Below are 19,381 nucleotides of genomic sequence, written 5' to 3'. Positions count from 1 at the left end.
CGTCCGGGGTCGGTGGTGCGGTCCTGCTATGAAGACCGATTCGAGGGTATCTGTCAGTCTTGTTGTCTAGTGTCGTAATAAGAGAAGGTGTGGCGCACCTTGGGCCCCGGCCGCTCCCGGGCACACGGCCCCAGCGCGGGAATGAGGCGAGAGACGTCATGACCGGATCTGCGTCCCCCGGTGACGACGGCCGCAGCGTCTGGTCGCAGGTGATCGTCGACGAAGCGGCCACGGCGAGGGTCGCCTTGGACCACCACGGTGTCGTGACCGCGTGGAACGAAGGGGCACGGCGGCTGCTCGGCTACCGGGCCTCTGAGGTCGTCGGCCAGAGCGTCTTCGCGCTGCTCCGGGACGTGACGCCTGCGGAGGTGCAGCGTTCCGTCATGCGTCTGCGCAGGTGGAGCGGGACGGTCACGGTGCGGCACCAGGACGGTCGGCACCTCACGGTCGGTCTGCTGGCTCACCGCCGGGCGGACGACGGCGACGGGTGGCTGCTGGTGACACCGGTGAGACGCCCGGTGCACGGGCCCGAGGACGACGCGTTCGTCCGGCGGAGCTTTACGCATGCTCCCTGCACGATGGCTCTCTATGACACCGGACTGCGGCTGCGCCGGGCGAACGCGGACATGGAGCGTGTGACGGGTCTGCCCGAGGAGGTGATGCGTGGCCTGCGGGTGACGGAGATCGTCCTGGATCCGGAGAGCGAACGGGCCGAAGCGGCCATGCGGCGCGTGCTGGAGACGGGCCGGCTGCAGGAGCTTGGGACCACTCTGCACCTCGCCGGCCATGCGCGGCAGACCGTGTGGTCGGTGTCCCTCGCCCCTGTGTGGGACACCGACGGTCGGCTGGAGGGTGTCCTGCTGTCGGCACACGACATGACCGAACAGCACCTGGCACGGCAGCGGCTGGTGCTGCTGAACGACGCCAGCGTGCGCATCGGCAGCACCCTGGACCTGGCACGTACGGCTCAGGAACTTGCCGACGTGGCGGTCCCGCGGTTCGCGGACTTCGTCACGGTCGATCTCCTGCCGGCGATCGAGGGAGGTGAGGACCCGCCCCAGGGCTCTCCACACGGGCCGGTCATGCTGCGCCGGGTCGCCTATCAATCGGTGCTGGAGGGCACCCCCGAAGCCGTCGTGCGGCGCGGGGTGGTGGCCGCATACCCGGACGGTTCGACCGCGGCCGTGTGCCTGGCCACTGGCCGGCCCCTCATCGAGCACGTGACACCCGCCACCTTGGACGAGGTGGAGCGGCAGACCCCGCAGCGGGCCGAGCACATGCGGAGGTTTGGCTTCCACTCGGTGCTCGCGGTGCCGATGCGTGCCCGTGGCCTCACCCTGGGTGTGGCCACGTTCTCCCGTCACCGGCAGCCCAAGGTCTTCGAACAGGATGATCTGCTGCTGGGCCAGGAGATCACCGCCCGCGCCGCCGTGTGCATCGACAACGCCCGCCGCTACACCCGCGAGCGCACCATCTCCCTCGCGCTGCAGAGCAGCCTGCTGCCGCAGCGACTCCCCGAGCAGGCAGCGCTCGACGTCGCCTCCCGCTACCTGCCGGCCGGCACTCAGGCCGGAGTCGGCGGCGACTGGTTCGACGTCATTCCGTTGTCCGGCGCCCGGGTGGCTCTTGTCGTCGGCGATGTCGTCGGCCACGGCATCCAGGCCTCGGCCACCATGGGCCGGCTGCGCACCGCCGTGCGCACACTCGCCGACATCGACCTTCCGCCCGACGAGCTGCTCACCCACCTCGACGACCTGGTCAACCGCTTGGCCGGCGGGGCCGAGAACACGGACGTGACCGCCGGTGACATCGGGGCCACCTGCCTGTACGCCGTCTACGACCCGGTCTCCCGGCACTGCACCGTCGCCCGCGCGGGCCACCCCGTACCCGCCCTGGTGACACCGGACGGCACGGTCGAGTTCCTGGACGTTCCGGCAGGCCCACCGCTGGGCCTCGGCGGTCTGCCCTTCGAGTCGACCGAGCTGGAGCTGACACAGGGCAGCCTGCTCGTCCTCTACACGGACGGGCTCGTCGAGGTCCGCGGCCGCGACATCGACGAGGGGATCGACGCAATGCGCGAGGTGCTGCGGCAGCCGACCGACGATCTGGAGGCCACCTGCGACGCCCTGCTGCAGACCATGCTCACGGACCGTCCCTCCGACGACGTGGCCCTGCTCGTGGCTCGCACCCACGCCCTCGACGCCTCCCAGGTGGCCACCTGGGAGGTACCACCCGACCCCGCCCTGGTCGCCGACGCGCGCAAGAACGCCATCCGGCAGCTGTCCGAGTGGGGCCTTGACGAGGCCTCGTTCGTCACCGAGCTGGTCGTCAGCGAACTGGTCACCAACGCCATCCGGTACGCCCAACCCCCCATCCAGCTCAGGCTGATCCACGAGCGCACTCTCATCTGCGAAGTCTCCGACGGCAGCACCACCGCCCCCCACCTGCGTCGGGCCCGTACCTTCGACGAGGGGGGCCGCGGGCTGCTTCTCGTCGCCCAGCTCACCCAGGCGTGGGGCACTCGCCAGACCGGCGAAGGCAAGATCATCTGGGCCGAACAGGCACTTCCCACTCCTGACAGCGAGTGAACGCCAACTCGTCCTGCTCCTTGCCGCATCCCCCTTCTCCTCACCACCTGGGCCGGATGACCGCCGGGGCTGGCGGCAGGACCTCCTGCGAGGTGGCAGGCGGTGCGGAGGTGGCACAGGGACAGGCGCGGCAGCTCCCGCCTCCGCTGCCGCCTTGCCCTCCCGCGGGGACGGCTCCGCGCCGGCCAGGTGGCCCGAGTAGGTCGCTCGGCCGGGGAAGAACCGCGCGACCCACTGCACCAGTAGCCCCGGTATGGGCAGGTCACGGACGTTGACATACGCCTGAGTTTCACCTTGCGCGGGCTTACGTCCACGCTTTCGGTGGTGGCGCTGGAATTCGCGATCCCGGTGTTCGTCTCCCAGCTTCACGGCGGCACCAGGCACCCCGGCCGAACTCCTCCGGGCAGGGAAGGGAATTCCCCCACGCGGGACGATCTTGGTTGATATACGCTGCGTCCGACTTGTTCGAACAGTTCGGCGAATCTGTGCCAACCGATTCGTCCTGCCCGGGGGGGGCATTCCCATGACTTCGCAGTCCCGCGCGGTGCTCGGCATCGTGCTCACTCCCGTCTTCGCTCTGACGGCCGTCGACCCGGCCGCCGCCCACACCACCGCCACGGCCACTGGCACCGCCGTGGCCGCCGGCACCGCTGTGGCCGCCGTCGAGACGCGTGCGCCGGGCCCGTGGGGCACCCGCGCCCTCCACGCCCCGGCCCCCCACCCCGGTACCGCCTCGGGCGGGCTGAACGCCCTGGTGTCGGCCGGGGACGGCGCCCTCGTCTCCCTCACCGGCGACGGGCGTTCCACCCGGATCCGGCCCGCCGGCAGCACCCGCTGGCTCACCCCGCAGGCCTGGCCGGACGCCGGCGGATACAGCACCGAGTTGTTCTCGCTCGGCGACGGCTCGGTGCGCCTGGCCTGGCGGGCCGAGCGCGCCGACGACCACGGCAACCACTGGCTGAAGGTCGCCACCCTCACGCCCGGCGCGACCGCCTTCTCCGAGCCCGAATACGTCGCCGCGGTCCCCGAGAAGGGCTACCACCACCTGGCGGCGGCCCCCGACGGCCGGTTGGTCGCCGTGTGGACGGTCTCCGGTGTCGTGAGGGCCGCCGAGAAGACCGGCCCGCAGGCCGCCTGGACTGCTCCGGCCGACCTCAACGAGCAGCCGCCGTCCGGCAGCCGCGACATCGCCAACATGGACCTCGCGGTCGCTGAGGACGGAACCGCCCTGCTGGTGTGGCAGTGGCTGGCCAGCAAGGCCGTCGTCGCCCTGGAGAAGGCCCCCGGCGCGTCCGCCTGGACCGCGGTCCAGGGCTTCCCGGTCCCGGACAAGTATCTCGCGCGCCCGAAGGTGTTCGCCGATCCGCAGGGCGGCTTCGACGTCTTCTACGACGACCTCGCGCACCTCATGCACTCCCGCCGACCCGCCGGCGCCACGCGGTGGAGCACCCCGCAGTCCGCCGACAGCCATGGCAGCACGTACAGGATGACGGCGCCCGTCTACCTGCCCAACGGCGACCTCTTCGTGGCCGGCGGGCCCACCACCCCCTGGTACGCGGTGCGTTCGGCGGCCACCGGCCTCTGGCTGCCGTACTCGCAGCGCTTCTCCACCCACCAGAAGGTGCGTCATGTCGCCGCGGCCGCCACCTCGGGCGGCACGGTCACGGTGACGTGGCGGGAGGGCTACTCGTACGAGGAGTACACGATGGCCGCCGTCTTCAAGGGCGGCACCTGGTCCACCCCGCGGCGGCTGAGCGCGAAGAGCGCCCAGTTCACCGGGGCGCCGCAGGTGGCCGCCGACGCGCTCGGCCGGCCCGTCGTGCTGTGGGACGAGTACCTGCGGAGCGAGACGAACAGCACCGTCCTGGACGGCGTGTACCAGGCCACCACCACCGGCCGCGCGCTGCCCAAGTGGCGTGACTACACGGACGACGGCAAGGCCGACCTGTTCGGCCGGGGCAGCGCCGGGCTCAAGGTGTACGCGGGTGACGCGACGAAGCTGACCGCGGGGCAGCGCGCGAGCGGCTGGCCGACGGGCACGCTCGTACTGCCCTTCGGCGACCTCGACGGCGACCGCTGCAACGACGTGTTCGTCCGCTCCCCTAAGGGCGAGGCCCGCGTCCACCCGACGATCTGCGGCGGCGGGCTGCCCGACCAGCAGTCGTTCTCCGTGAAGGTCTCCTCGGACTGGAGCGCGTACAACGCGGTCGTCTCGCCCGGCGACGTGACGGGCGACGGCAGGGCCGACCTGCTGACCCGGTCCGCCTCGACCGGGAAGCTGTACGTGTACGCGAACAACGGCGCGGGCGGCTTCAAGGCCCGAGCGCTCGCCGGGTCCGGATTCGGCGGCTACAAGAGGCTGTTCGCCGCGGGAGACCTCAACGGCGACGGCAAGAACGACCTGCTGGCCATCGACGCGTCGAACGAGCTGTGGCGGTTCAACGGGACCGGCGCCGGCACCTTCAAGCCGCGGTCGCTGGTCTTCAAAGACTGGGGCACCTCCTACAAGGACGTGGTCGGCGGACTCGACCTGTCCGGTGACGGCCGGGCCGACCTGGTCTCACTCGACAAGGACGGCCGAGCCTGGCTGAACCGGGGCAACGGCAAGGGCGGTTTCGACAGCCGGTCCCAGGTCGGCAAGACCACGAACTGGTCGGACATCCGCATCTCCTGACGGCACGGATCCGGAGGCGGTCCGGGACCGTGAGGCCCCGGAGGCGGGTTCGTCTCTGATTCCGCTTCCGGGGCGCGGCCGGGCCGCCCGGCCACCGCGCCCCGGAAGGCGGACGCTGCCCGCCTCACCTCCCGCGCGGCATCCCATTCTCCTGGGACATCGCAGGTCGGCAGTGGGAAGACGTGCCAGCCTCCCACAGCGGCCGCCCACGGTTGAGGCGTCGTGGAGTTCCGCGAGAGATCTCTTCGTGACTCAGCAGGGAAGGCCGAAGGTACCGCTGCCCGGCTCGTCGTCCAGCAGTGAGGGGCCCGGCACCCCGAACAGCCTGATGCGACCCACTGCGTCCAACTCGTTGCGACACGGGGCGCCGCGCCCGGAGGGCCGGGCGTGTGCGGGTTCACGACCTCATCGTTGCGGCTTTTCAGCGGCACGGTCTTTGGGCCTCGGCGCCTTCTCCGGAGGGTTCTTGTCGCCGCTTCGTGCCGCGCCCGGGCGTGGACGGTCACGTAGGTCGTCCTCGTGCCCCGCTGCGGTCCGCGGGCCAGGACCGGCCGACGATGCGCTCGGTGACATCGGGGTCTTTTCGTCCGAAGCCCGTGACGTCAGGGTGCGGGGGGCCTGCGAGGGGGCGGGGGAAGGGGAGGCGGTCGGCTGCCGGACCTCCTTCCGAGGGCTTTCGGGGGAACCTGTGCCGGGGGGCGGCTCCGCGGGCGTGGAACCGAGCGAGCCGGGAGCGGCCTGGTCATCGCCGGCACCTTCGCCGTCCGGGGATACGGCGAGCGTGGCGCCGAGGACCACCGTGAGCACTGCCGTCCCGGTGGCCAGCAGGCGACGCGGGCGGCCCAGCGCCTGTTGCCGCCGGGTCCGCGGCCCGTGCGCAATCGGTGCGGGACGCTCCTGCCTGCTCGCGCCCCTCCCTGTCACGGTGTGCTCTGCAGCCATGCCGCACAGGGCGGACAGAGCTTCGGTGCACTCCTCGGCATCAGGCCGCGCCTTCTCGTCGAGATCTGTCATGGCCGTCAGGAGCTGAGCCAGTCTCGGGGGCACCGCGCGGGGAACCGTGGGCCGGCGGTGCAGGCGAGCCACTGCGGCTTCCAAGGGCGTGCCATGGTATTCCATGTCCCCGGTGAGGCACTCCAACAGCACCAGACCGAGCGCGAAGATGTCGGCGGGCGGTCCCACCGCCTTGCCCAGGACCTGCTCCGGTGCGAGGTAGGCGGCAGTGCCGATGAGCGCACCGGAGGCCGTGTGCCGTGTGGCGTTCATCATCCGTGAGATGCCGAAATCAGCGAGGTGTGGGGAGCCCGCGGCGTCCAGCAGGACGTTCGACGGTTTGACGTCGCGGTGCACGATGCCGGCAGCGTGCACATGGGCGAGAGCATGCGCGAGCTCGGCGCCGAGCCTGACCACGTACGGGGGTTCCATGGCCCCTGCCGAAATGTGCTGGGCCAGGGTGGAACCCTTCACCAGTTGCATCACCAGATAGGCGCTGTCCTCGTGCCGCCCCGCGTCGTACAGAGTCACCAGCCCCGGATGCTGAAGACCCGCCAGAAGGACGGCCTCGTCGGCGAAGCGCTCCCTCAGCGCCGGATCACCACCGGGCCGGAAGACCTTGACGGCCACCGGACGCTTCAGGCGAAGATCCGTCCCCTCGTATACGTCGGCGACGCCGCCGGTACCGATTCTGGCGCCCAACTGGTAGCGGCCGTTGATGACTTGGGCGGACATGCAGAGTGCCGACGAGGATGCTGATCGGCTGTCCCTCATGTGTGGTCTCCCGTTACTGCTGCTGCCAACAGGGCGCGGACATCGACAAGGCTTCGTGGCGTGTACCCGTCGCGACCTTGCCCATCCACCCCGATGAACGGCTGGATGAGCGCGCACGCCGAGGTGCTGCGGAGATCCGGCACTCTCTGCGAGACGTGCCTGGGAGCGAGCTTGACGAGGACGCCCCGGTCCCCCGGGACTACTCCTATGACGGGACCCGCCACCGGGTCGACGGAGGCCGTGGACCTGCTGACCGAGCGGCTGGCGGGCTACGGAGCATCAGTGCGGCTGGTATCCGAGGGCGACGTGCCGCAACGATCGCGCGGTCCGTCGACAGCCGGCGCTCGGTGGTCGTGACCGAGGGCTTCCCGCCCGCGTGGGGGTCGGCCCTGCGCCCCGAGCGGGTGCTGACGGACGTCCCTCGCCGGCCGGCGCCGAACCAGACCGGGCCTCAGGGGTGGTGGCGACCGTGACCCTCGTCATCGCCACCACGGGAACGCTGTGCTGGACGCCGGACCGGGTCAGGGCCACCGTGCGCTGACCCTTCTACCCGACGTCCATGTGTGCGTCGTCCGGGCTGCGCAGGTAGTGGCCTTCGTTCCCTGCCAGAACTCGCGTTGCCTGCCCACCCGGCCCGCGCCCGGCGAAGCGCATGGCGACGCCCGCCTCCAGGTACAACAGCTTGTGGCCAGATTGCCCCTGGCCAGCGCCGTTCTGACCGACGAAGGCGAGGCCCCGGCACCGATCGCGGACAACGTCGTTCCATTGCGTCCGCCGACATCCTGAGGCTCCCCACCACAGGTCCCCTCTCGTTCACACCGGCGGGCCGGAGGGCTCCTGCACGTTCATGCTCAACCCGACCGCCACATCGGCGATCACGGTGGCCTGGAAGAAGTCCGCGTCGGTGAAATGCTCCCGGGACATCATCGAGGTGAAGAACTTGTTCATGAAGCGCTGCGCCTCTGCCTCCGCGCGGCTGATCGCGCGAGCGTTGTCCAACGCGTCGGTGACATGCGCGTCAAGGACACCATGCTGCCAGGTGTTCATCTCCCCGATGTGCTCCTTGATACGCCGCACGACGTCCCTGCTCGCCCCGACCTTCACTCTTGGGCAGGGCCCCGCGACCTCCAGGACATAGAGCCTGTGCCCGTGCGGCTCGTAGCCCAACCGGTCGACTACACGGTCCAGCACGAGAGCCTGGTGGTGTCGGACCGACAGCGGTACCCGAACTCCAGGCTCCTCGAGCAGCATCGCTCGGGCTCTCTCCTTGGACTCCTCGAACGTCTTGCCGACCGAAGGCGGCGCAGCTGGTGGGAAGCGATCGATCAGTACCTGCGGCAGGGGCGGTAGGGGCGGCAGCGCTGATGTCATCTTGCGAGGTTAAGGGTTGTCCCCTGACTGATCTTTGGCATGAGGGTGGTTGGTCGGGATTGGATCCTGGAACACACCGGTGGGCTAGGCCACCGGGAATGCGTCGTTCTCTCGGGCTGTCCGGTGTGACTACCTGATGTCCAAAGTGGCCGAGCGCCTGGCCCCGGGTCGGCAAGCTGCCGTCAGGAAACGCGGCGAGGGCCGTGGCCGCGGTCCGGTCCGGAACGGCGGGCAGCCCCTTGGAGGCATCGACATCGGTTCCTCCCCGCGACCGCACGACACGGCAGCGGCCAGCAGGGGCTTCCTCCCCCAACGTGCCCATCCGCAAGGGGAGATGAGCAACAGAGTCCCCTGTTATGGTGCGCCGATGTCATCGATCAAGCAGTTCCAGGTCACCTTCGACTGCGCAGAACCCGCGCGCCTCGCCGCCTTTTGGTGCGAGGTGTTGGGGTACGTAGTACCGCCGATCCCGAAGGAGTTTGCCACTTGGGAGGACTACCATCGCTCGCTGCCCCCTGAGGATCAGGTCACCTACTTTGCGTGCAGTGATCCTTCGGGTGCGGGCCCGCGCCTGCTCTTCCAGCGCGTTCCCGAAGGGAAGATCGTCAAGAATCGGGTGCATCTCGACGTGCGGGCCGGCACCGGACTCGTGGGTGACGAGCGCCTCGCCACATTGGAGGCCGAATGCGCACGACTGGTCGCGCTCGGTGCGGTACACGTGCGAACGCTGCTTGCCGATGACGACAACGAGTCGTGCATCGTGATGCAAGACATCGAGGGCAACGAGTTCTGTCTCGACTGAGCATCCTCGGCGACGGCGAGATCCGGGGGAGCCGTCTCCCTCGGGCCTCTCGTCAACCTGGTCTCGTGTGGGCGGCGGTCACGACTACCCGGGTGCGGGAAACGGAACTCCGATGTACGCGAAGGTCCGTGCCCGCGGGTATCAATGCTGGTCGTGCCGCTCGGAGAAGATCGCCAACACGCTGCGACCCGACGAGGAGGAAGCCATCGCCGGCACGTTGGAGAAGGCACTGCACAACATCCGGGGTTCGCAGGGAGGATGGGCCGCTTGCCCGGATCGCGGCATCGACCCCGCGAAGCCCGGCTTGTAAGGCTGGGCGGCCCGGTTCGCCAGCTGAGGTGGGGACTGAACAGCAGGACTCGCAAAGGAACTCCATGAACGGCACGGCGACCTATCTCCACCAGGCCCGGAACAAGCGTCGGGGGGCGGCCGGCGGCGGCGAGGACGAGGCGGAGGAAGTACTCGGTCAAGGTGACGGGCACCGGCGTCCACTCCCGGATCAGACACCTCGATCCAGCTCCGGCTCCTCCGCGATCACACGGGAACTGCGAGCTTCCCGACGCCAGCAGCACCGCACCTCACCGCGATCGAGCTGCCAGGGGAGCCGGTCAGGGCCTCGAACAGGTGCGTTACATTTTGCACCTCCTTGAACCGCGATCACGCACGATCTCTCACACTACGGAGCCGCCACACCATGAACGACATCGTCAACGGACTTGGCAGGGCCACCGCTTACGGCGGACTGGGCCTGGTCCTGCTGGTCCTCGGCATCGTCCTGGTCGACGTGCTGACGCCCGGAAAGCTCGGCCGGCAGATCTGGGAGCAGCGCAACCGCAACGCTGCCATGGTGCTCAGCTCCGCGCTGCTCGGTATCGGTGGCATCGTCTTCACATCCATCTGGACGACCTACGAGGACTTCGGCAAGGGACTGGTCTCGACAGCGGCGTTCGGGCTGCTGGGTCTGGTGATGATGGCAGTGGCGTTTCTGGTGGTGGACCTGATCACGCCGGGGCGCCTGGGCGCGGCGCTGGTCGAGCCGGAGCCTCACCCCGCGGTCTGGGTGACGGCGTCATGCAATCTCGCTGTGTCGGCCATCCTTTCGGCTTCCATCGCCTGACGCGATTTCCCCGGCAAGGCGGCCTTCGAGCAGACACAGCGCGGTGCAGAGCGGTACATCGCACAGTTCTGGCCGAACGCCTGGATGGCTGGGGGCGGCTCGCGGTCTCGCGAGCCGCCCGGTGCATCAGGTCCAGATCACGGTGCCGACGGGTCTGCTCGCCGACCAGGGAATCATCGGCCGGCATCACCTCGCGCACGTCAGCGGTGACCACGTGGGCGGGCGAGCGGATTCACAGCCGATCTCCCTGCGCTCCAGCTCCGTGTGGCCGCCGGTGTTCGACGCTCGTTACGGATGCGTGGCCACGGGATCGAGGAACGTCAGTACCGAGGCGTCCTCCTCGATCAGCGGGGTGAGGGCGGCATTGAACGGGGCGCCGTACGGGGCGTCCAGGTGTGCGTTGAAGGCGTCCTCGTCCCGGTAGACCTCGAAGATCCAGTAGGCGCGCGGGTCGGCCGCCTTGGTGTAGACGTCGAAGGCCAGGTTGCCTTCCTCTTCGCGCACCTTCAGGGCGTAGTCCCGGATCAGGCGGGCGACCTCGTCCTCCGCTCCCTCTCGGGCGGTGAACTCGGCGAGCAGGGTTTTCGTCATGGTTTCCTGTCCTTTCAGTGGGTGGAGTCGAGGTGCCCGACGACGGCCTCGTCCGTCGCGAACTGCGCCAGCTGGTCCTGCCACGGCGGGTTCGGGCCGGCGACCGAGCAGGTGAGGGCCGCGACCTGCGTGGCGAACAGACAGGCTGCCTTGACATCGGCGAGACGCAGGTCCGTCAGCCTGCCGCCGAGGAGTCCGTGGGTGCCGAGGTGGTGCAGCAGTCCCGCGGTGAAGGAGTCCCCTGCCCCGACCGTGTCGACGACCCGCGTCGCCGCCGCGGGCACCTGCACTCGCTCCCCGTCGAGTGAGGCCAGCGCGCCGTCGGCGCCGCGCGTGATCACGACGAGCCGTGCTCCCGCCGCATGCCAGGTGTCGCACGCCTGTTCGGGCGGCGTCCCGGGCAGCAGGAGATCCAGGTCGTCCTCGCTCAGTCGCAGCACATCCGCGAGGCCACACCAGTGCGCCAGCCGGGCGCGGTAGACCTCGGGGTGCACCAGGAGGGGGCGGACGTTGGGGTCGATGCTGATGGTGGCGCGGGGCACTGCCGCTGCCAGGAAGTCCTCCACCACCCCTGCCCCGGGGTCCATGACCAGCGCCAGTGACCCGGTGTGGACGCAGGCGGTGCCGGCCAGGTCCACCCCGGCCAGTTCCGCGCTCGACCACTGCCAGTCCGCGGTGGCCTGCGCGTGGAAGGAGAAGGCGGCCTGCCCCTGGGCATCCAGCTCGGCCACGGCCAGCGTGCTGGGCTCGTCGGCCTCGACGGCGTGCGAGAGGTCCACGCCGGATGCCTCCAGGTGGGCCCGGAAGAGGCGGCCGAACACGTCGCCGGACAGCCGTGCGAGGAAGCGGGCCGGGGTGCCCAGCCGGGCCAGGGCCACCGCCGTGTTGGCTGGTCCGCCGCCCGGCAGGACGCGCAGGGCGAGTTCGTTCCGGGCCCCTGCGGATTCGGTGAACGCGTCGGCGACGCACTCCCCCAGGACCGTGATCTGACGCGGGCACATGGGCGGCTCTTCTCTTGGGACGCGCCGGCGAAACGGGCACGTTGCGGGCAGTCCCTGGACCGGTTCGGGCGGGCGGCGGCCACGGCGTTGCCGATTTGTGACGGGTGCAAGGCATTGACGTTGCCTGGAGGCGGAGTCCATCATCCTCGCCAAGCAGTGTCAACGATGACATGAGTCAACGATGACACCTCGGGCGGCATGACCCCGATGCCGGCCGCTCGCCCGCAATCCCGCAGGAGTCGTTTCATGTCACGTATCTCTCGTCTGCCCTCCTCCTTGCTCAGAGCCGCCGCGTGCACGGGCATCGCGGCCCTCACCCTGACCGCCTGTGGATCCGGATCCGGATCGGACACGGCGAACGCCGGATCGGGCAGCGTCAAGGTCGGTCTGATCACCAAGACCGACACCAACCCGTTCTTCGTGAAGATGAAGGAAGGCGCGGAGAAGGCCGCCAAGGAGAACGGCGTCCAACTCGTCACCGCAGCGGGCAAGTTCGACGGGGACAACGCCGGGCAGGTCACCGCCGTCGAGAACATGGTCGCCTCCGGGGTGAAGGGCATCCTGATCACCCCGAGCGATTCCAAGGCGATCGTGCCGGCGATCGAGAAGGCCAAGGCCAAGGGTGTTCTGGTCATCGCCCTGGACACCCCGACCGACCCGGAGAGCGCGGTCGACGCCCTCTTCGCCACCGACAACCTCAAGGCGGGCGAGCTGATCGGCGAGTACGCCAAGGCCGCCATGAAGGGCAAGCCGGCGAAGATAGCCACCCTCGACCTCGCGCCGGGCGTCTCCGTCGGCGTCCAGCGGCACAACGGCTTCCTGAAGGGCTTCGGCGTCAAGGAGGGCGACTCCTCCGTCGTCTGCTCCCAGGACACCGGCGGCGACCAGTCCAAGGGCCAGACCGCGATGGAGAACTGCCTGCAGAAGGCGCCCGACATCAACGTCGTCTACACCATCAACGAACCTGCCGCGCTGGGCGCGTACACCGCGCTGAAGGCCAAGGGCCGGGAGAAGGACGTGCTGATCCTCTCCGTCGACGGCGGCTGCACGGGCACTCAGGCTGTCAAGGACGGCAAGATCGCCGCGACCTCGCAGCAGTACCCGCTGAAGATGGCCGCCGAGGGCGTCAAGGCCGTCGCGACGTACGCCAAGGACGGCAAGAAGGCGTCCGGTTACACCGACACCGGCGTCACGCTGATCACCGACAAGGCGCAGGACGGGGTCACGTCCAAGGACACCGCCTACGGCCTGGAGAACTGCTGGGGCTGAGCCGCCGACTCCAGCTGCCGATGTAGCTGCCGCCGTTCGACGCCCCTCAGCGGGGCGGCCGGCCTCTCCTCCCCGACCGGGGACGGCCGCCCCCTCGTCCTCTTGCCGCCCGACAAGGACCTCGCATGACCGCCACGTCCACACCACCGTCCACGTCCACGCCGTACGCCGAGCTCAAAGCACCGACCACGGTCCGCAGACTGCTCACGCAACCGACCACCGGCCCGCTGGCCGCCCTCCTTCTGGCCTGTGTCTTCTTCTCCGTCTCGACCGACCAGTTCCTCACCGGCGGGAACTTCTCGCTGATCGTGCAGCAGGTCATGGTCGTCGGCACCCTGGCCATCGGCCAGACGCTGATCATCCTCACCGCGGGCATCGACCTGTCCTGCGGAGCGGTGATGGCGTTCGGCAGCATCGTGATCGCCAAGATGGCGGCCGAGGGCTCCCTGCCGCCGCTCGCCGCGATCGCGATGGGCCTGGTCGTCTGCGGCGGCTTCGGCCTGCTCAACGGCGCGCTGGTGCAGAAGATCCCGCTGCCGCCGTTCATCGTCACCCTCGGCATGCTCAACGTGGCGTTCGCGCTGACCCACATCTACTCCGAGGAGCAGACCGTCACCAGCCTGCCCGGCCCGCTGACGGCTCTCGGGCAGACCTTCCCGCTCGGCAAGACCGACATCACCTACGGCTCGCTCGTCACCATCGCCCTGTTCCTCCTCTTCGCGTACACACTGAGCAGCACGAGTTGGGGCCGGCACGTCTACGCCCTGGGCAACAGCCCGGAAGCGGCGCGGCTGAACGGCATCCGCACCTCCCGGCTGACCATCGGCGTCTACACCGTGGCCGGTCTGATGTACGGCGTCGCCGCCCTGCTGCTCATCTCCCGCACCGGAGTCGGTGACCCCCAGGCGGGGCAGACCGACAACCTCGACAGCATCACCGCCGTGGTGCTCGGCGGCACCAGCCTCTTCGGCGGACGCGGCTCGGTCCTGGGCACGTTCATCGGCGTCCTCATCGTCGGCGTCTTCCGCAACGGCCTTCAGCTGATGGGCGTCGCCTCCATCTACCAGACCCTCATCACCGGAGTCCTGGTGATCCTCGCGGTGACCGTGGACCAGATCTCCCGGAAGAAGGCCCGATGACCACCACCACCCCGACCCCCGTTCTGCAGGCCCGCGGTCTGGTCAAGCGCTACGGTCACGTCACCGCCATCGACGGCGCCGACTTCGACCTGCTGCCCGGCGAGGTCCTCGCCGTCATCGGCGACAACGGCGCCGGCAAGACCAGCCTCATCAAGGCCCTCACCGGCGCGGTGGTCCCCGACGCGGGCGAGATACGCCTGAACGGCGAACCCATCACCTTCTCCGGCCCGCAGAGCGCACGCGCCCACGGCATCGAGACGGTCTATCAGGACCTGGCTGTGGCGTCCTCCATGGACATCGCCTCGAACATGTTCCTCGGCCGTGAACTGCGCCGCCCCGGTGTCCTCGGCAGCGCCTTCCGCATGCTCGACAAGAAGCGGATGCGTCAGGAGGCCGCCGAGCACATGGCGGACCTGAAGATCGGCCTGCGCTCGCTGACCCAGGCGGTCGAGACCCTCTCCGGCGGACAGCGGCAGGCCGTCGCGGTCGCCCGGGCCGTGGCCTGGGCCCGCAGTGTCGTCGTCATGGACGAACCCACCGCCGCACTCGGCGTCAAGGAGTCCGGACAGGTCCTCGACCTCATCCGCCGCGTCCGCGACAAGGGCATGCCGGTCGTCCTGATCAGCCACAACATGCCCCATGTCTTCGAGATCGCCGACCGGATCCACGTCCACCGGCTGGGCCGGCGCGCCGCCGTGATCAAGCCTTCGGACTACTCCATGGCGGAGGTCGTCGCCATCATGACCGGCGCGCTCAGCGTCGACGAGGCCGGAGATACTGTCGTAGCGGATTCCGCGGCGGCGAAAGCCGCCGGAGTCCAGGCCACTTGACAGCTCAACCCCGCTCTCGCACGTTCCGGCCGAGGCCGCGGCCGGAACCCGAGAGCACTCAGGAGACGGTTTCCTCCATGGCAGCGAGTCGCCGCCCCACCCTTGCCGATGTCGCACGAGAAGTCGGCGTCAGCGCCAAGACAGTCTCGCGCGTCCTCAACGAGGACGGTCCCGTCTCGGCGCAGACGCGGGAACAGGTACTCGCCGCGGTGGCCAAGCTGGGCTTCCAGCCGAACCTCATGGCACGCAACATGCGCGTCGGCGGTCCGGACACCACCATCGGACTGGTCATCCCCGATCTCGGCAACCCCTTCTTCGGAGCCGTGGCCCGCGCCATCGAGGACACGGTCCGCGAACGCGGACTGACCCTGCTCATGGGGTCGTCCGCGGACGACCCCGACCGCGAACGCGCCCTGACGGACAAGTTCCTCGCCCGTCGCGTCAGCATCCTCATCGTCGTGCCGTCCGTCGGCGCCGACCACTCCCACCTCAAGTCCCACCGCACGGCGGGGCTGCCCATCGTCTTCCTCGACCGCCCGGGAGTCGGCCTGCCCACGGACAGCATCGTCAGCTCCAACCGTGCCGGGGCCCAAGAAGGCGTCGCCCACCTCATCGCCCACGGGCACCGCCGCATCGGATTCGTCGGCGACCTGCCCGTCAAGCTGTACACCCGCCGCGAACGCCTCGCCGGATACCGCGCGGCCCTGCAAGAAGCCGACCTCCCGTACGACCGCTCGCTCGTCGCCAACGCCCACGACCAGCCAGGCGCCGAGGCCGCGACCGCCCAACTCCTCGAACTGGCCGATCCCCCCACAGCCCTGTTCGCCGGGAACAACATCATGGCGCTCGGCATCGTCGCCGAACTCGCGCGCAGCGAGCGCAAGGACGTGGCAGTCGTCGCCTTCGACGACGTATCACTCGCCGAGGCACTGGAACCGGCCCTGACCGTCGTCGCGCAGGACCCCGAAGAACTCGGCCGCAGCGCCGCGGCCACCGCCCTGGCCCGCCTCGACAGCGACCGCACCCGGGCTCGCACCATCACCGTTCCCACCCGGCTGATCGTCAGGGGCTCGGGGGAGCAGGCCGCGCCCAAGGCGTAGGCGGCGCCCAACGCGGGTCACGACGCGACCTGTTCGATCTCCTCCTGCAACCGTCCGATCCTCTCGGCCAGTGCGCCGAATCCCCCCCCAACACAAGCACACTCACGGCAAGCAGCTCACGGTCACGGCACCAGAGTTGTCGCCGACTCCGGAACGCACGGCCGGGTGTCGCGCCACGCACTCGACGGCGCGCCCGCCCGTCGACCGTCACCCTGGGGCAGTCCCGCCCCGGCAGGCGGCGTCATCGGCTTCCTGGAGAAGCGTGCGCCGTGACCGCCGCCGAGTGATGCGGCATCAAGCCAAAGTTGTGTCGGCCGTCTTCCGGGATTGTTGCCTCGCCCATATTCTCGTGCGCCGATGTTACCGACGGTAAGGGGTGGCGATGAGCGGCACCACGCGCAGAACATTCCTGGGCACTGCCGCGGCCGCCGGCGGCGGGGTCGCCCTCGGAACCCCCCAGCGGGCTTCGGCCGAGAACGGCGCGGCGGCGCAGACCGTGGCCGTACTGGGCGGGGGTGTCGCCGGGCTCACGGCCGCTCACGAACTCGCCGAGCGCGGCTTCCGAGTCACGGTCTACGAACGCAAGGCGTTGGGTGGCAAGGCCCGCAGCATGGACGTACCGGGCAGCGGCACGGGCGGCCGCCGTCCCCTGCCAGGGGAGCACGGCTTCCGCTTCATCCCCGGCATCTACCACAACCTGCCCGACACCATGCGGCGCATCCCGTTCCCCGGCAACCCCAACGGTGTCCACGACAACCTCGTCGCCCCCAAGGAGATGCTGTTCGCCCGGTCGGGCGGCCGTGAGGACATCCGGATCCCACTGCCCTGGCCCGGCAACACCCCGGCCGAACTCACCCCCGACGAGATCCGCCGCGCCCTCACCTCGGTCCTGGACACGGCCTTCAACCTCCCCCTCCACGAGGCCCTCTACTTCGCCAACCGCTTCCTGGTCTTCCTCACCAGCTGCGACGAGCGCCGCGACGACATATGGGAGCGGACGCCGTGGTGGGAATTCGTACGGGCCGGACGGATGTCCTACGACTACCAGCGGATCCTCGCCGTCGGCATCACCCGCAACATCGTGGCCACCAAGGCGGAGGAGGCCAGCACCCGTACGGTCGCCACCCTGCTGGAGGCCTTCGCCTTCAACCTCCTCGGAAGGGGCGCGGACGGACCACTGGACCGGATCCTCAACGCGCCCACCAACGAGGCCTGGATCGACCCCTGGGTGACGTACCTGAGGTCACTCGGGGTCGAGTTCCGCGTCGGCTGGACCGTACGGGACCTGCCCCTGGGCGGGGGTGTGATCGCCGGGGCTGTCGTGGAGGACCCCGGGGGCGCGCGCCGGACCGTCACCGCCGACCACTACATTTCGGCGATGCCGGTCGAACACGCCCGCCGCACATGGAACTCCGCCGTACGCGCCGCCGACCCCCAACTGGCCGAGTGCGACCGGCTGGAGACGGACTGGATGACCGGCATACAGTTCTATCTCACCGAACGTACCCCGATCCTGCACGGCCACCTCGACCTCATCGACTCCCCGTGGTCGCTGACCGCGATCGCCCAAGCCCAGCACTGGCCGGGCCACGACTTCCCCGCCGACTTCGGCGACGGTACGGTCGCGGACTGTCTGTCCGTGGACGTCTCCGAGTGGGACCGCCCGGGCATCCTGTACGGCAAGACGGCCAAGCAATGCACCCGTACCGAAGTCGCCCGCGAGGTGTGGGCGCAGTTGAAGGCGGCGCTCAACGACAGCGGCCGTACGGTCCTGAAGGACTCCGTGCTGCACTCCTGGTTCCTCGATCCGGCCGTGGACGGACTCGGCACGCCACAGCCTGTCAACGAGGAACAGCTGCTCATCCATCCGGTGGGTACCTTCCACCACCGCCCGCGGTCGGCCACGAAGATCCCCAACCTCTTCCTGGCCGGCGACTACGTGGCCGTGCCCATCGATCTCGCCACCATGGAGGGCGCCAACTCCTCGGCCCGGCAAGCCGTCAACGCCCTGCTGGAACACATCGGATCGACCGCCGAGCGGTGCACCGTGACCCCCTTGTACCGGGCCCCCGAGTTGGAGGCACTCAAGCGGCACGACCGCACCCGTTACCTCCTCCGGCTGCCGAATGTCTTCGACGTCGGCTGAAAGCCCCCGGAAGGGCTCACAACGCCGCGCCCAGTGAAATTGCCCGCCATCTGCGGGACTTCGTCAGTCTCAACGGGGCTCCGTGATCACGACCCCGAGCCGTGGGAACGAGTGGCGGCCAGCTACTACGCGCGATGGCGGTTCGAGAGGTCCACCACGGCGGCGCTGACCGACCTCGTCCCGCAACACCGTGACGTCGACCTTGCCGCCTCGTCCGGCAGCGTCGCATGCACCCAGCGGCGGAAGGAGGAGATCGACATCTGACGTCCTGTCAGCCGAGCGGAGATCCGGGCGTATTTCACCGTGGCCAAGCGGAGACGGGCCAGACGGTTGTGACCTTGAGGGTGAGAACTGCCCTGGCTGTGGCGTGAGTTCAGTTGCGTTCATGGGGGGAATTTCGTTTCAGCCGGCAGCGCCGGGGAGTAGGGACGACCAGCCGCCGTCGACGACGAGATGGGCGCCCGTGATGTAAGAGGCCTCCTCGGAGGCGAGGAAGACAGCCGCGTTGACCACCTCGTCGGGGACACCGACGCGGCCGAGAAGGATGTGGTGCGGACGGTGGGGCACCGCCCGCACCGTCCGACGCCCCCGGATGGTGAAGCGGCGTGTCGGCCTCACAAATGCGGAGCGCCATCTCAGAATCGCTGTCCAGGTCTGTCAGATCGTGGTGTGCGTTCAGTGGGACCGTGTGAAACGACCGACAGATCTGTTCACTCAGGTCCTCTGATCGCCCCCTGCTGTCGCAAGAACTGCCCAACAGTTCTTGCAATCTTGGTTGTTCGAGGCAATCGCGCAGGTCAGAGGCTAACTAGCGGCCACGCTCTCTTCATGGGACGAGCAACCTGAGCCCTGCGGCCGAGCGCCCCGAACCCGGTAGGACACTGGGTGTGACACGTCGCCAACTCACTGACGAGGGTGATCTGGCGGTTCCGTTCCAGCGCCCAGTGGCGGGATCACGGTGGCTTCCGATCAGCGGACAGACGGAA

Annotated in this window: 17 protein-coding genes; 11 read left to right on the top strand and 6 right to left on the bottom strand. The window is 69.4% G+C overall.

Annotation, left to right across the window (positions count from 1 at the left end; genetic code table 11):
• The first annotated feature begins 158 nt into the window (after positions 1-158).
• Together ACZ6TU_RS36725 and ACZ6TU_RS36720 are read left to right on the top strand one after the other, a co-directional pair.
• The gene (locus ACZ6TU_RS36725; RefSeq protein WP_469553152.1) at positions 159-2,588 is read left to right on the top strand and encodes a SpoIIE family protein phosphatase; all 2,430 of its coding nucleotides are present in this window, start codon (positions 159-161) and stop codon (positions 2,586-2,588) included.
• A 523-nt stretch (positions 2,589-3,111) separates the two neighbouring features.
• A complete protein-coding gene (locus tag ACZ6TU_RS36720; RefSeq protein WP_469553150.1) occupies positions 3,112-5,262 on the top strand; it encodes an FG-GAP repeat domain-containing protein in 2,151 nt (716 codons plus the stop codon).
• A gap of 405 nt (positions 5,263-5,667) precedes the next feature.
• Here the strand turns inward: ACZ6TU_RS36720 and ACZ6TU_RS36715 are convergent, their stop codons facing one another.
• Together ACZ6TU_RS36715 and ACZ6TU_RS36710 are read right to left on the bottom strand one after the other, a co-directional pair.
• Positions 5,668-6,990 (bottom strand): serine/threonine-protein kinase, encoded by a 1,323-nt coding sequence (locus tag ACZ6TU_RS36715; protein ID WP_469553149.1) that lies wholly within the window; start codon positions 6,988-6,990, stop codon positions 5,668-5,670.
• Positions 6,991-7,842: 852 nt separating this feature from the next.
• Positions 7,843-8,400 (bottom strand): hypothetical protein, encoded by a 558-nt coding sequence (locus ACZ6TU_RS36710; RefSeq protein WP_469553147.1) that lies wholly within the window; start codon positions 8,398-8,400, stop codon positions 7,843-7,845.
• 367 nt (positions 8,401-8,767) lie between these two features.
• Here ACZ6TU_RS36710 and ACZ6TU_RS36705 point away from each other — a divergent pair, with 367 nt between their 5' ends.
• From ACZ6TU_RS36705 to ACZ6TU_RS36695, 3 genes are all read left to right on the top strand, one after another.
• Entirely contained in the window at positions 8,768-9,202 is a 435-nt protein-coding gene (locus ACZ6TU_RS36705; RefSeq protein ID WP_469553145.1) for a VOC family protein, read from the top strand.
• A gap of 112 nt (positions 9,203-9,314) precedes the next feature.
• A complete protein-coding gene (locus ACZ6TU_RS36700) occupies positions 9,315-9,512 on the top strand; it encodes a hypothetical protein (protein ID WP_467681862.1) in 198 nt (65 codons plus the stop codon).
• A 384-nt stretch (positions 9,513-9,896) separates the two neighbouring features.
• Complete coding sequence (locus ACZ6TU_RS36695) at positions 9,897-10,319, top strand: DUF350 domain-containing protein (RefSeq protein ID WP_467681864.1); 423 nt, start codon at positions 9,897-9,899, stop codon at positions 10,317-10,319.
• Here the strand turns inward: ACZ6TU_RS36695 and ACZ6TU_RS36690 are convergent.
• The 3 genes from ACZ6TU_RS36690 to ACZ6TU_RS36680 form a co-directional block, all read right to left on the bottom strand.
• Positions 10,204-10,506, bottom strand: a complete 303-nt coding sequence (locus tag ACZ6TU_RS36690) for a nucleotidyltransferase domain-containing protein (RefSeq protein ID WP_467681905.1) — start codon at positions 10,504-10,506, stop codon at positions 10,204-10,206. The genes ACZ6TU_RS36695 and ACZ6TU_RS36690 overlap by 116 nt on opposite strands.
• Before the next feature lie 101 nt (positions 10,507-10,607).
• The gene (locus tag ACZ6TU_RS36685; protein ID WP_467681866.1) at positions 10,608-10,910 is read right to left on the bottom strand and encodes a putative quinol monooxygenase; all 303 of its coding nucleotides are present in this window, start codon (positions 10,908-10,910) and stop codon (positions 10,608-10,610) included.
• A 14-nt stretch (positions 10,911-10,924) separates the two neighbouring features.
• Positions 10,925-11,911 carry a carbohydrate kinase family protein gene (locus tag ACZ6TU_RS36680; protein ID WP_469553141.1) on the bottom strand — a complete coding sequence of 329 codons (987 nt, stop codon included), beginning with the start codon at positions 11,909-11,911 and terminating at the stop codon, positions 10,925-10,927.
• 246 nt (positions 11,912-12,157) lie between these two features.
• Here ACZ6TU_RS36680 and ACZ6TU_RS36675 point away from each other — a divergent pair, with 246 nt between their 5' ends.
• From ACZ6TU_RS36675 to ACZ6TU_RS36650, 6 genes are all read left to right on the top strand, one after another.
• On the top strand, positions 12,158-13,180 hold the full coding sequence (locus tag ACZ6TU_RS36675; RefSeq protein ID WP_467681870.1) for a substrate-binding domain-containing protein: 1,023 nt from the start codon (positions 12,158-12,160) through the stop codon (positions 13,178-13,180).
• 125 nt (positions 13,181-13,305) lie between these two features.
• Complete coding sequence (locus ACZ6TU_RS36670) at positions 13,306-14,319, top strand: ABC transporter permease (RefSeq protein WP_467681872.1); 1,014 nt, start codon at positions 13,306-13,308, stop codon at positions 14,317-14,319.
• On the top strand, positions 14,316-15,149 hold the full coding sequence (locus ACZ6TU_RS36665) for an ATP-binding cassette domain-containing protein (protein WP_467681874.1): 834 nt from the start codon (positions 14,316-14,318) through the stop codon (positions 15,147-15,149). Before ACZ6TU_RS36670 ends, ACZ6TU_RS36665 begins: the two co-directional genes overlap by 4 nt.
• A 77-nt stretch (positions 15,150-15,226) precedes the next feature.
• Positions 15,227-16,249: a LacI family DNA-binding transcriptional regulator gene (locus tag ACZ6TU_RS36660; protein ID WP_467681876.1), complete on the top strand. Its 1,023-nt coding sequence runs from the start codon at positions 15,227-15,229 to the stop codon at positions 16,247-16,249.
• Positions 16,250-16,631: 382 nt separating this feature from the next.
• The gene (locus tag ACZ6TU_RS36655) at positions 16,632-18,395 is read left to right on the top strand and encodes a hydroxysqualene dehydroxylase (RefSeq protein WP_467681878.1); all 1,764 of its coding nucleotides are present in this window, start codon (positions 16,632-16,634) and stop codon (positions 18,393-18,395) included.
• 111 nt (positions 18,396-18,506) lie between these two features.
• Complete coding sequence (locus ACZ6TU_RS36650) at positions 18,507-18,659, top strand: hypothetical protein (protein WP_469553137.1); 153 nt, start codon at positions 18,507-18,509, stop codon at positions 18,657-18,659.
• 138 nt (positions 18,660-18,797) lie between these two features.
• On the opposite strand, the gene ACZ6TU_RS36645 is transcribed toward ACZ6TU_RS36650, so the two are convergent.
• The gene (locus tag ACZ6TU_RS36645; RefSeq protein WP_469553135.1) at positions 18,798-18,962 is read right to left on the bottom strand and encodes an SDR family oxidoreductase; all 165 of its coding nucleotides are present in this window, start codon (positions 18,960-18,962) and stop codon (positions 18,798-18,800) included.
• Positions 18,963-19,381 lie beyond the last annotated feature (419 nt).

It is taken from the genome of Streptomyces sp. NPDC052064, from assembly GCF_055585925.1.
Note: the sequence above shows the minus strand (reverse complement) of the source record. Positions and strands in the feature narration are given on the sequence as shown.